12 protein-coding genes are annotated in these 12,849 nt (G+C 58.9%); 9 read left to right on the forward strand and 3 right to left on the reverse strand.

Annotated features, from left to right (window positions below; all coding sequences use genetic code 11):
- Positions 1–149: 149 nt before the first annotated feature.
- Entirely contained in the window at positions 150–1,643 is a 1,494-nt protein-coding gene (locus ACW9IR_RS25935) for a CoA-acylating methylmalonate-semialdehyde dehydrogenase (protein WP_064118435.1), read from the reverse strand.
- A gap of 76 nt (positions 1,644–1,719) precedes the next feature.
- The gene (locus tag ACW9IR_RS25940; protein ID WP_007914732.1) at positions 1,720–3,069 is read right to left on the reverse strand and encodes an aspartate aminotransferase family protein; all 1,350 of its coding nucleotides are present in this window, start codon (positions 3,067–3,069) and stop codon (positions 1,720–1,722) included.
- A gap of 138 nt (positions 3,070–3,207) precedes the next feature.
- Between ACW9IR_RS25940 and ACW9IR_RS25945 the strand changes: the two genes are divergently transcribed.
- The 7 genes from ACW9IR_RS25945 (at position 3,208) to ACW9IR_RS25975 (ending at position 11,167) form a co-directional block, all read left to right on the forward strand.
- Positions 3,208–4,128 (forward strand): LysR family transcriptional regulator, encoded by a 921-nt coding sequence (locus ACW9IR_RS25945; RefSeq protein ID WP_102901587.1) that lies wholly within the window; start codon positions 3,208–3,210, stop codon positions 4,126–4,128.
- 121 nt (positions 4,129–4,249) lie between these two features.
- Positions 4,250–5,638, forward strand: a complete 1,389-nt coding sequence (locus ACW9IR_RS25950; RefSeq protein WP_102901588.1) for a uracil-xanthine permease family protein — start codon at positions 4,250–4,252, stop codon at positions 5,636–5,638.
- Positions 5,639–5,726: 88 nt separating this feature from the next.
- A complete protein-coding gene (locus ACW9IR_RS25955; RefSeq protein WP_016987357.1) occupies positions 5,727–6,377 on the forward strand; it encodes a TetR/AcrR family transcriptional regulator in 651 nt (216 codons plus the stop codon).
- Positions 6,378–6,384: 7 nt separating this feature from the next.
- Complete coding sequence (locus tag ACW9IR_RS25960) at positions 6,385–6,966, forward strand: IMPACT family protein (RefSeq protein ID WP_102901589.1); 582 nt, start codon at positions 6,385–6,387, stop codon at positions 6,964–6,966.
- 607 nt (positions 6,967–7,573) lie between these two features.
- On the forward strand, positions 7,574–9,121 hold the full coding sequence (locus ACW9IR_RS25965; RefSeq protein ID WP_102901590.1) for an ABC transporter ATP-binding protein: 1,548 nt from the start codon (positions 7,574–7,576) through the stop codon (positions 9,119–9,121).
- 13 nt (positions 9,122–9,134) lie between these two features.
- Complete coding sequence (locus tag ACW9IR_RS25970; RefSeq protein WP_102901591.1) at positions 9,135–10,241, forward strand: ABC transporter permease; 1,107 nt, start codon at positions 9,135–9,137, stop codon at positions 10,239–10,241.
- Positions 10,241–11,167 (forward strand): ABC transporter permease, encoded by a 927-nt coding sequence (locus tag ACW9IR_RS25975; RefSeq protein WP_102901592.1) that lies wholly within the window; start codon positions 10,241–10,243, stop codon positions 11,165–11,167. The genes ACW9IR_RS25970 and ACW9IR_RS25975 overlap by 1 nt, the downstream gene beginning before the upstream one ends.
- 40 nt (positions 11,168–11,207) lie before the next feature.
- On the opposite strand, the gene ACW9IR_RS25980 is transcribed toward ACW9IR_RS25975, so the two are convergent.
- Positions 11,208–11,642 (reverse strand): hypothetical protein, encoded by a 435-nt coding sequence (locus ACW9IR_RS25980; protein WP_102901635.1) that lies wholly within the window; start codon positions 11,640–11,642, stop codon positions 11,208–11,210.
- An 83-nt stretch (positions 11,643–11,725) separates the two neighbouring features.
- On the opposite strand from ACW9IR_RS25980, the gene ACW9IR_RS25985 reads away from it, so the two are divergent.
- Both ACW9IR_RS25985 and ACW9IR_RS25990 read left to right on the forward strand, forming a co-directional pair.
- Positions 11,726–12,076, forward strand: coding sequence for a MerR family transcriptional regulator (locus tag ACW9IR_RS25985; RefSeq protein WP_102901593.1), 351 nt, complete (start codon positions 11,726–11,728; stop codon positions 12,074–12,076).
- 25 nt (positions 12,077–12,101) lie between these two features.
- The gene (locus tag ACW9IR_RS25990; protein ID WP_007914705.1) at positions 12,102–12,785 is read left to right on the forward strand and encodes an SDR family oxidoreductase; all 684 of its coding nucleotides are present in this window, start codon (positions 12,102–12,104) and stop codon (positions 12,783–12,785) included.
- The last annotated feature ends 64 nt before the right edge of the window (positions 12,786–12,849 follow it).

Below are 12,849 nucleotides of genomic sequence, written 5' to 3' on the forward strand. Positions count from 1 at the left end.
TTTCGACTGCGCCGGAAGTGGGGCGAATTATAGACATCTGAAATCTGCCGTCAACACCTATTTTCATAATTCTGTCACATCGGTCAAAAAACCCCGGAAACACGAAGGCCGACCCCGAGGGGGCGGCCTTCATTGCATTGCTCTTCTACTTACAAGCTAGGGAACGCGAACTGCGAAGCCTCATGGCTGGCACGCTGCGGCCAGCGCTGAGTGATCGCCTTGCGACGGGTATAGAAACGCACACCGTCCGGACCATAGGCATGCAAGTCGCCGAACAGCGAACGCTTCCAGCCGCCGAAGCTGTGGTAAGCCACCGGCACCGGCAGCGGCACGTTGACGCCAACCATACCGACTTCGATCTCGTCGCAGAACAGACGCGCCGCTTCACCGTCACGGGTAAAGATGCAGGTGCCGTTGCCGTATTCGTGATCGTTGATCAGTTGCATTGCTTCTTCCAGGCTGTTCACACGAACGATGCACAGGACCGGGCCGAAGATCTCTTCTTTATAGATGCGCATTTCTGGAGTGACGTTGTCGAACAGGCAGCCACCGAGGAAGAAGCCTTCTTCATGACCGGCCACGCTGAAACCACGACCGTCGACCACCAGGGTCGCGCCCGCCGCCACACCGTCATCAACGTAACCACTGACTTTGTCGCGGGCCTGACCGGTTACCAGTGGGCCCATGTCCAGACCGCACGAAGTGCCGGCACCGATTTTCAGCGCTTTGATCTGTGGAACCAGTTTCGCCACCAGCGCATCGGCCACTTGATCGCCTACACAAACGGCAACCGAAATCGCCATGCAGCGCTCGCCACAGGAACCGTAAGCCGCGCCCATCAGTGCGCTGACGGCGTTATCCAGATCGGCATCCGGCATCAGCACTGCGTGGTTTTTCGCGCCGCCCAGTGCCTGAACGCGCTTACCACGCTTGGTGCCTTCGGCGTAGATGTACTCGGCAATCGGCGTCGAACCAACGAAGCTCAGCGCTTTGACTTCCGGCGCTTCGATCAGCGCGTCTACTGCAGTCTTGTCACCGTGTACTACGCTCATCACGCCTTTCGGCAGACCGGCTTCCAGCAGCAACTGAGCGATCAGCAGTGTCGAGCTTGGATCACGCTCGGACGGCTTGAGGATGAAGCAGTTGCCGCAGACGATCGCCAACGGGTACATCCACAGCGGCACCATGGCCGGGAAGTTGAACGGGGTGATCCCGGCAACGATGCCCAGCGGCTGGAAGTCCGACCATGCGTCGATGTTCGGGCCAACGTTGCGGCTGTACTCGCCCTTGAGGATTTCCGGCGCTGCGCAAGCGAACTCGACGTTCTCGATGCCACGCTTCAGTTCACCGGCGGCGTCTTCCAGAGTTTTACCGTGTTCTTCGCTGATCAATTGCGAGATGCGCGCTTCGTTCTGCTCCAGCAATTGCTTGAAGCGGAACATCACTTGGGCACGTTTGGCCGGTGGCGTGTTGCGCCAGGCCGGGAACGCAGCCTTGGCGGCATCGATGGCTTTCTGGATGGTTGCCTGGCTGGCCAGTGGCAGTTTGTGGATAGCCTGACCGGTAGACGGGTTGAACACATCAACCGCGCGACCGTTCTCGGTCACCAGTTCGCCATTGATCAAATGCGGGATAACGCTCATCGAAAACTCCTGAATTCTTGTCCACGGGCACCCGTTAAGGAGTGCCCGTTTTTGTAGGTATATATAGAAGGAAAAATCAGTCGAGCTTGTTCAGCACTTCGCCGACCGCGTCGAACAGGCGATCGAGGTCTTGCGGCTTGCTGTTGAAGGTTGGGCCGAACTGCAGGGTGTCGCCGCCGAAGCGTACGTAGAACCCGGCTTTCCACAGGGCCATGCCCGCCTCGAACGGACGCACAATAGCGTCGCCGTCACGACCGGCAATCTGGATTGCACCCGCCAGACCGAAGTTACGGATGTCGATAACGTTCTTCGAACCTTTCAGACCGTGCAGCGCGTTTTCGAAATGCGGCGCGACTTCCGCCACGCTTTGCACCAGGTTTTCCTTTTGCAGCAGATCGAGTGCTGCAAGACCTGCGGCGCAGGCCACCGGGTGTGCCGAATAGGTGTAGCCGTGCGGGAATTCCACAGCGTATTCCGGCGTCGGCTGATTCATGAAGGTCTGGTAGATCTCGGAGCTTGCAATCACTGCGCCCATCGGGATCGCACCGTTGGTGACTTGCTTGGCGATGCACATCAGGTCCGGGGTCACGCCAAAGGTGTCGGCGCCGAACATGTTGCCGGTACGGCCGAAACCGGTGATCACTTCGTCGAACACCAACAGAATGCTGTGCTGATCGCAGATTTCGCGCAGACGTTTCAGGTAACCCTGCGGCGGCACCAGTACGCCGGCGGAACCGGCCATAGGTTCTACGAATACGGCGGCGATGTTCGAAGCGTCGTGCAGTTCGATCAGCTTCAGCAGCTCATCGGCCAGCGCGATACCGCCCTGCTCCGGCATGCCACGGGAGAAAGCGTTGCTGGCCAGCAGCGTGTGTGGCAGATGATCGACGTCCATCATCGCCTGACCGAACAGCTTGCGGTTGCCGTTGACGCCGCCAAGGCTGGTGCCGGCGATGTTCACGCCGTGGTAGCCGCGGGCACGGCCGATCATTTTGGTTTTGGTCGACTGACCTTTGAGGCGCCAGTAGGCACGAACCATTTTCACCGCGGTGTCGGCGCACTCGGAGCCCGAGTCAGTGAAGAACACGTGGTTGAGGTTGCCCGGGGTCAGCTCGGTGATTTTCTCGGCCAGCTGGAACGACAACGGGTGGCCGTACTGGAAGCCGGGCGAGTAATCGAGGGTGCCCAACTGTTTCGAGACAGCTTCCTGAATTTCCTTGCGGGTGTGGCCAGCGCCACAAGTCCACAGGCCAGACAGCGAGTCGTATACCCGGCGGCCCTTGTCGTCGATCAACCAGCTGCCTTCGGCACCAACGATCAAACGCGGGTCGCGCTGAAAGTTACGGTTGGCGGTGTACGGCATCCAGTGCGCGTCCAGCTTCAGTTGGCTGGCCAGTGGCGACGGCGCGTTTTCAGGCATGTTCATCGGGCAAAACCTCGCAGGGCATAAGCGTCAGGGAGATAGAAAGCGTTGTTGCAGCTAAATTGCCACGCGGATAAAGTCTGTGAAATTCAACTCTTCTAACCTTCAGTTAGAACTTTGCTAAACAATGAGAACAATAAAATGAGCAGCCGTCGCCCCGATCCGCTGGCCCAGGTCAGTGACTTTGATATTCGCCTGCTGCGGATTTTTCGCAGCGTGGTGGAGTGCGGCGGCTTCTCGGCGGCGGAAACCGTGCTCGGCATCGGTCGCTCGGCGATCAGTCAGCAGATGAGCGATCTGGAGCAGCGCCTCGGTTTGCGTCTGTGTCAGCGTGGGCGCGCGGGGTTTTCGCTGACCGAAGAAGGTCGCGAGGTGTATCAATCGGCGCTGCAACTATTAAGTGCGCTGGAAAGTTTCCGCACCGAGGTCAACGGCCTGCACCAGCATTTGCGCGGCGAGTTGATCATTGGCCTGACCGATAACCTCGTCACCCTGCCCCACATGCGCATCACCCACGCCCTCGCTCAGTTGAAGGAACGCGGGCCGGATGTGCAGATCCAGATCCGCATGATTGCGCCGAATGAAGTCGAGCAAGGCGTGCTCGATGGGCGTTTGCATGTCGGCGTAGTGCCGCAGGCCAGTGCGTTGTCGGGACTGGAATATCAGCCGTTGTACAGCGAGCGTTCGCTGCTTTATTGCGCGGTGGGTCATCCGCTGTTTTACGTCGATGACAAACAACTCGATGACGAACGCCTGAACAGTCAGGACGCGATTGCGCCGACGTTCCGGTTGCCGGCGGAGATTCAGGCGCATTACCAGGCGCTCAATTGCACGGCCAGTGCTTCTGACCGTGAAGGCATGGCGTTTCTGATTTTGACCGGGCGTTATATTGGGTATTTGCCGGATCATTACGCCAGTCTTTGGGTGCAGCAGGGGCGTTTGCGTGCTTTGAAAGCAGGAACGCGGTTTTACGATTTGAGTCTGGCATCGGTCACGCGCAAGGGGCGCCGCCCTCATTTGGTGCTGGAAAGCTTTCTGGAGAGTCTGGCGGCAACGCGCTGAAAATCCTCCGAGGCCCGCCGGCGTTGGGCCTTGGCGACAAATTCGACAAATAACCTGAGCAAGTGGACAGCTTTTTGCAAAGCAGGATCAACCTCGATCCTTCAACAAGAAGCCTTAAGCCATGCAGCCAGATTCCGCATCGTCCAGCGACCTGATCTACGGCCTCAACGACCGCCCCAAACCACTCGCCGCAACACTCGCGGCGCTGCAACACGTGCTCGCCAGTTTCGTCGGCATCATCACCCCGCCATTGGTGATCGGCTCGGCCCTCGGGCTGACCGCGCATTTGCCATACCTGATCAGCATGGCCTTGATGGTTTCCGGCGTCGGCACGTTTATTCAGGCGCGGCGGCCATTCGGGATTGGCGCGGGAATGATCTGTCTGCAAGGCACCAGTTTTGCTTTTCTTGGTGCGGTGCTGTCAGCCGGGTTTCTGGTCAAGCAACGTGGCGGCAGCCCGGAAGACATTCTCGCGATGATTTTCGGTGTGTGTTTTTTCGGCGCGATGGTGCAAATCGTTTTGAGCCGCTTTATCGGTCAGTTGCGTCGCATGGTCACGCCACTGGTGACCGGGATCGTTATCACCCTGATCGGCATCAGCCTGATCAAGGTCGGTATCACTGATCTGGGTGGCGGTTTCAATGCGCCGGACTTCGGTGCGCCAGGCAATCTGGCGCTGGGCGTGTTCGTGCTGCTGACGATCATTCTGCTCAACCGCTCGAATACACCATGGGTGCGCTTGTCGGCGATCATCATCGGCTTGCTGCTGGGCAGCCTGGCCGCGTGGTTCAGTGGGAAACTGGTGCCGCAGCCTTTGCCTGACTTGCCGCTGGTGAGTTTTCCTACACCGTTCAAGTTTGGCTTCAGCTTCGACTGGACGGCTTTCCTGCCGGTCGCGCTGATTTATCTGATCAGCACCATCGAAACCGTCGGCGACCTCACCGCCAATTGCATGCTCGCTCGCCAACCGATCAGTGGCCCTTCTTATATAAGCCGCCTGCGCGGTGGCGTACTCGGCGATGGCGTGAGCTGCATGATCGCCGCGACCTTCAGCGCTTTCCCCAACACCACGTTTGCGCAGAACAACGGTGTGATCCAGCTGACCGGCGTCGCCAGTCGTTACGTTGGTCTGTACATCGGCGCGATCCTGTTTTGTCTCGGTATGTTCCCAATGATCGGCGCGGTGCTGCAGCAGATTCCAAAACCGGTACTCGGCGGCGCGACTCTGGTGATGTTCGGCGCGGTGGCCGCTGCCGGCGTGCGCATCCTCGCGCAGTCGTCGCTGGATCGACGCAGCATGTTGATCATCGCCACGTCGTTCGGCGTCGGCCTGGGCATTGCCGCACAACCGAACCTGCTGCACTTGTTGCCGAAACTGGTGCAGAACCTGTTTGATTCAGCGATCACCAGCGGCGGCCTGACCGCAATCATCCTGTGCCTGCTGCTGCCGGAGTCGAAAACCGAGGCCGCTGAAGCGCACGCTTCGCTGAACAAGATCGAACAGGCGTAACGGTTTTATCGCGCAAAGACTTGTCGGATGCCTGTGGGTGCGCTATCAACGCAACTGGTTGCACCCACAGACAAACCCGGAAGTGCCTATGACCTTTGAAGTCCCAGCCCATGGCGGCAAACCCGCCAGCCGCATTCGTCAGAAGAACGAAGAGACCATCCTCAAAGCCGCCGAAGACGAGTTCGCCCGTCACGGTTACAAAGGCACCAGCATGAACACCATTGCGCAGAATGCCGGGTTGCCCAAAGCCAACCTGCATTACTACTTCACCAACAAACTCGGTTTGTACGTGGCGGTGCTGAGCAACATCATCGAGCTGTGGGACAGCACCTTCAATACCCTCACCGCCGAGGACGATCCGGCCGAAGCGCTGACTCGCTATATTCGCGCCAAGATGGAATTCTCCCGTCGTCAGCCACAGGCCTCGCGGATCTTTGCGATGGAAGTGATCAGCGGCGGTGAATGCCTGACGGAATATTTCAATCAGGATTACCGCGCCTGGTTCACTGGCCGTGCCGCGGTGTTTCAGGCGTGGATTGATGCGGGCAAAATGGACCCGGTCGATCCGGTGCACCTGATCTTCCTGTTGTGGGGCAGCACTCAGCATTACGCCGATTTCGCCACGCAGATCTGCCGCGTCAGCGGTCGCAGCAAGCTGACCAAGCAGGATATGGAAGACGCCGGCAACAACCTGATCCGCATCATTCTCAAAGGCTGCGGCCTCACTCCTCCTCTATAAGACGTTTATGCCTTTCACCCTCAGCGGTTTTTGCGAGTACCGCGAAGAGATTCGCAAAAGCCGCTTTATCACCTTCGCCACGCCGATCGGCAGCCCTGCTGATGCGCAGGCGTTCTTCGAGCAACACAGCGACTTGAATGCCTCGCACAATTGCTGGGCGTGGAAGCTCGGCGATCAATATCGCAGCAATGACGACGGCGAACCGGGTGGTACTGCTGGGCGACCGATATTGGCGGCGATTGAAGCGCAGGATTGTGATCAGGTCGCGGTGCTGGTGATTCGTTGGTACGGCGGCATTCAACTCGGTACGGGCGGTTTGGCCCGGGCATATGGCGGTGGCGCGAACAAGTGCCTGCAAACCGCTGCGAAGATCGAGTTGATCAGCCGCGTGCCGTTGAGTTGTGCCTGCGGGTTTGCCGAATTGGCGCTGGTGAAGTTGCGGGTGGCGGACTTGGGTGGATTGGTTGTCGAAGAAAACTTCACGGCAAACGGCGTTGAGTTGAAGTTGGCTGTGGGGGAAGTGCAGATCGATGTCTTGCAAACGCAACTTGCTGATTTGAGCCGTGGGCGGATTTTGTTGCAGCGGTAGAGCAAGATCAAAAGATCGCAGCGTTCCGCAGCTCCTACACTTGAAATGCGCTCCCCTGTAGGAGCTGCCGAAGGCTGCGATCTTTTAGGGCATTCCCCGTTTTCCTTATTCCACAGACTTGCCCACATCTGCTGTGCACCCGACTGTGGATAACCTGAGCACATTCCGCTGTAACCCTTCTGTCACGTGGCTTTGCGCGGTTTGTTCACTTTTCGTTCAATTCACCCGACGAAACGAATTTTTCAAACAGAAACAGTCAGTTAGCGCGGTTTATCACCATTAGAAGAAAGCACCGCAGTGCTTATGCCCGGGTTTGCAGCTTGCGCACAATAACTGTGGAGCAACCTGTGGATAACCCGTTCATGGCTGGCGCAGTCGCAGGTGCTGCCTAGTCCACAAGGGTTTGCTCGTTTTTTGATCAGTTGCCGACGGGCAAAACTGGAGCCCGATCAACGGCTTTGCTCTGAATTGGTGCCGTAAGCCCTGCCAATTTTGAAGGCAATGCTCTGCTTCAGGCACTCGCACGCGCGGCCCGCTCGCGTTCCTGACTCAATGGCCAGGAAATTGCTTTATCCACAGGCACAACTCCAAGCAAGTCGAGCCTGTCATGCCAATCGCCCCTCTTACTTCGCGCCTGCAATTGCGCCATATCAGCAAACGCTACCCCGGTTGTCTGGCCAATGACGCCATCGATCTGAGCATCGCGCCGGGGGAAATCCATGCACTGCTCGGTGAAAACGGCGCCGGCAAAAGTACCTTGATGAAAATTATCTACGGCGTCACCCAGGCCGATGCCGGCGAGATGCTCTGGCAAGGTCAGCCGGTAAACATCCGCAACCCGGCACAGGCGCGGCAGTTAGGCATCGGCATGGTGTTCCAGCATTTTTCGCTGTTCGAAACCCTCAGCGTGGCGCAGAACATTGCCCTGGCAATGGGCGCAGCGGCCGGCACACCGAAACAACTGGAACCAAAGATTCGCGAAGTGTCGCGCCGCTACGGCATGGCGCTGGAGCCGGAACGACTTGTCCACAGCCTGTCGATCGGCGAGCGGCAACGGGTGGAGATCGTTCGCTGCCTGATGCAGGACATTCGCCTGCTGATTCTCGATGAACCGACTTCGGTGCTGACGCCGCAAGAGGCCGACGAGTTGTTCATCACTCTGCGCCGCCTCGCTGCTGAAGGCTGCAGCATTCTGTTTATCAGCCACAAGCTTGGTGAAGTGCGCGCCTTGTGTCATAGCGCAACGGTTTTGCGCGGTGGGCGCGTGGCCGGGCATTGCGTGCCTGCCGAATGTTCGGATCAGCAATTGGCGCAGTTGATGGTTGGCGAAGCGGCGGCGTTGATTGGCGACTATCCGAAGGTCAGCGGCGGCGTGGCGTTTTTGCAGGTGAAGGGTTTGAGTTGGCATAACCCGGACCCGTTTGGTTGCTCGTTGGCGGACATTAATCTGCAAGTACGCAGCGGTGAAATCGTCGGCATCGCCGGGGTCGCGGGCAACGGTCAGGATGAATTGCTCGCCCTGCTCAGTGGCGAACAAACCTTGCCTCGGGTCGAAGCGGCAACCATTCGATTCGCTGAGCAACACGTCGCCGACTTACGTCCCGATGCACGACGCAAACTGGGTCTGGCATTCGTGCCTGCCGAACGTCTCGGTCATGGCGCGGTGCCGGAATTGAGTCTGGCCGATAACGCTCTGCTTACCGCGTTCCAACAAGGCTTGGTCAGCCACGGTTTGATTGAACGCGGCAAAGTCGAAGCCCTCGCCCAACAGATCATTCAGCGTTTCGGCGTGAAAACCCCGGACACGCAAACCGCCGCGCGCAGTTTGTCCGGCGGCAATCTGCAGAAATTCATCCTTGGCCGGGAAATTCTCCAGCAACCGAAACTGCTGATCGCCGCGCACCCGACCTGGGGCGTCGACGTCGGTGCTGCCGCGACCATTCACCGCGCGCTGATCGCGTTGCGCGATGCCGGCGCGGCGATCCTGGTGATCTCCGAAGACCTCGACGAACTGTTCCAGATCAGCGACCGCCTCGGTGCGTTGTGCGGTGGACGTTTGTCGGCGCTGCACAACACGGGCGATACCCAACTCAGCGACGTCGGTGGCTGGATGGCCGGCCAGTTCGATCATTCACTTTCAGCCGCCACGGTTTAACGGAGTTATACACATGCTGCTTTCCCTCGAACCCCGTGGCCAGCAATCGCGCTTGATGCTGTGGTGCTCGCCGTTACTGGCGGCGGCGCTGACGCTCGGTTGCGGCTCGCTGCTGTTTATCGCCCTCGGCCACGACCCGCTGCAGACCTTGCACACGCTGCTGGTCGCGCCGGTCAGCGACTTGTATGGCGTCTCCGAATTACTGGTCAAAGCGCTGCCGATTCTGCTTTGCGCGTTGGGCTTGGCAGTGGCGTATCAGGCGCGGATCTGGAACATCGGCGCTGAGGGGCAATTGCTCCTCGGCGCCCTCGCAGGTAGTGCCTTGGCGGTGAACATCATCGGCATGCAAAGTCGTTGGGCGCTGGTATTTATTCTGCTCACCGGCACCCTCGCTGGCGCGGCGTGGGCCGGGCTCACCGCGTGGTTGCGCACGCGCTTCAATGCCAACGAAATTCTCACCAGCATCATGCTCAATTACATCGCGCTGAACCTGCTGTTGTTCTGTGTGCACGGGCCGCTGAAAGATCCCGCCGGGTTCAACTTTCCCGAGTCGGCGATGTTCGGCGACGCCAGTCGTTTGCCGTTGTTGATGGAGGATGGCCGCGTGCATGCCGGGGTGTATTTCGCCCTGCTCGCGCTGGTCGTGGTGTGGGTGTTGTTGCAGAAAAGCTTTGTCGGTTTCCAGATCAAAGTGCTAGGGCTGGACAAGCGTGCGGCGGGGTTTGTCGGCTTTCGCGAGAAGCGTTTGATCTGGCTGGCGCTGTTGATCAGCGGCGGATTGGCCGGGCTCGCCGGCGTTTGCGAAGTCACCGGGCCGATTGGCCAATTGGTGCCGCAGGTGTCGCCAGGGTACGGCTATGCGGCGATTACCGTGGCGTTTCTCGGGCGACTCAATCCAATCGGGATTCTGTTTTCGAGTCTGTTGATGGCGCTGCTGTACATCGGTGGCGAGAGCGCGCAAATGACGATGAACCTGCCGCAAGCGATCACCCAGTTGTTTCAGGGAATGATGCTGTTTTTCCTGCTCGCCAGTGACGTGCTGATTCTCTATCGGCCACGCCTGAATCTGCGCTGGGTGAAGCGCACGTCGACCACCGCCGTAACCGCTGGAGCGCTGTGATGGATATCGATCTGTTGAGCAATATTTTCTACGCCATGGTGCGTTGCGGCACGCCGCTGTTGCTGGTGGCGCTGGGTGAGCTGATCTGCGAGAAGAGCGGTGTGCTCAATCTTGGGCAGGAAGGGATGATGCTGTTTGGCGCGGTGATCGGTTTTATCGTCGCGCTGAACAGCGGCAACCTGTGGCTCGGCGTGTTGCTGGCGATGCTCGCGGGGATGTTGTTGTCGTCACTGTTTGCCTTGGTGGCGCTGGTGTTCAACGCCAATCAGGTGGCGACCGGTTTGGCCCTGACGATTTTTGGTGTCGGGCTGTCGACCTTTGTCGGCGCGGCTTGGGTGGGTAAACCGTTGGCCGGTTTTGAGCCGCTGGCGATTCCTTATCTGAGTGACATTCCGCTGATTGGGCGGATGCTGTTTGCCCAGGATTTGCTGGTGTATCTGTCGTTCGTGCTGTTTGCGCTGGTGGCGTGGGTGATCATCAAAAGTCGTGTCGGGTTGATCATTCAAGCGGTCGGAGAAAATCCGGATGCGGCCAGTGCGATGGGCTTGCCGGTGTTGACCGTGCGCACCTTGGCGGTGCTGTTCGGCGGGGCGATGGCCGGGTTGGCCGGGGCTTATTTGTCGCTGGCGTATACGCCGATGTGGGCAGAAAACATGACCGCCGGGCGTGGCTGGATCGCCTTGGCGCTGGTGGTATTTGCCAGTTGGCGAGTATGGCGGTTGTTGCTCGGGGCGTATCTGTTTGGCCTCGCCAGCATCCTGCATTTGGTGGCGCAGGGGTTGGGGCTGGCGATTCCGTCGAGTTTGCTGGCGATGCTGCCGTATGTCGCGACGATTGTGGTGCTGGTGTTGTTGTCGCGGGATGCGTTGCGCACGCGGTTGTATGCGCCGGTGTCGCTTGGGCAGCCTTGGCAGGCGGGGCATTGATGCAGTGACCTTGTTGGCCCTATCGCGAGCAGGCGAAGGCCTACATTGGATCGGGTTCACAATTCCCTTGTAGGAGTGAGCCTGCTCGCGATGGCTTTTCAACAGGCAATACTTGAGCAATGCCCCACGCCAGTTCGAAGACCAGGAAAACAATCAGAATCGAACTGGCACCGTGCAACAAGGCATACGCCTGCCAAGCCGCAAACAGAAACCGCGCCACCGCGTCATACCGTCCATAAAGCGCCTGCGGATCACGAATCCGCAGCACCGCCCAAACACACACCACCGAACCCAGCAGATTCGCCATCAACATATGCACAGGCTGAAACGCCGGCAGTTCGCCGGGTAAATTCAGCGCGGTCAAAAAACCATGCAAAGCGGCAAAACTCCACGGCGTGGCAAACGCTGCCGTGACGATCAGGTCATACCAGGCGCTACCGCGCACCACATTGCGATACTGCGTTGAAGTCCACATCATCCATGCTCCAGAAATTCAGGGAGCATCCACGGTAAAGCCTGGAGTATGCTCCAGGGTCAATACTTCTTTTGAGAGCCAGCATGCGCATCGGTGAATTAGCCCAGGCCAGCGCCGTCAGCCGTGACACCCTGCGTTTCTACGAGCAGCGCGGGTTGATTGCGGCGCAACGCAGTGCCAACGGTTATCGCGACTATCCGCCGGAGATGGTGCAACTGGTGCTCTACATCAAAACCGCGCAGCGCCTGGGATTTACCCTCGGCGAGATCGGCGACAGTGTCGCGGCGTTGTGGAACGCCCCCGATCCGGACAACGCCGTGGCGCAGTTGCTACGCGACAAACTGCAACTGATCGAAACCCGCATGTGCGAGCTGGATGCGCTGCGGCAGGAGTTGCAACTTCGCCTCGGTCAGGCCTGTCCATTGAATCCATGATCCTCATCCATCAAGGAAGCCCCTCATGTCTGCAAAAAACGCACTGATCATCGGCGCCTCCCGGGGCCTGGGCCTCGGTCTGGTGAAAACCCTGCTGGCCGACGGCTGGCAAGTCACCGCCACCGTGCGCAATCCGCAAAACGCCGAGGCGCTGCAAGCGCTGGGCAAGGTGCGGATCGAGAAACTCGACATGGACGATCAGCAAGCGGTGATCGCTTTGAGCCAACAGCTCAAGGGCGAAACCTTTGATCTGCTGTTCGTCAACGCCGGGGTCAAAGGCCCGGCCGATCAGACCCCGGGCGGCGCTACATTGGCCGAAGTCGGTCAGTTGTTCTTCACCAACGCGGTGGCACCGATCAATCTGGCCCAGCGTTTTGTCGGGCAGATCCGTGACGGCAGCGGCGTGCTGGCGTTCATGAGTTCCGGGCTCGGCAGCGTGACCGTGCCGGACGCGCCGGAGCTGGCGTTGTACAAAGCGAGCAAGGCTGCGCTGAATTCGATGACCAACAGTTTTGTCACGCAATTGGGCGAGCAGAAGATGACGGTGTTGTCGCTGCATCCGGGTTGGGTGAAGACGGACATGGGCGGTGAAGGTGCTGACCTTGACGTTGAGACCAGCACCCGTGGGTTGATCGATCAGGTGAATGCGTACACCGGCAAGGGCGGGCATCACTTCATCAATTACAAGGGCGAAACGATTCCCTGGTAAGCACGCAAATCCCCTGTAGGAGTGAGCCTGCTCGCGATAGCGGTGTTTCAGACACAATTCTTCC

It is taken from the genome of Pseudomonas sp. SDT291_1_S447 (assembly GCF_054070155.1).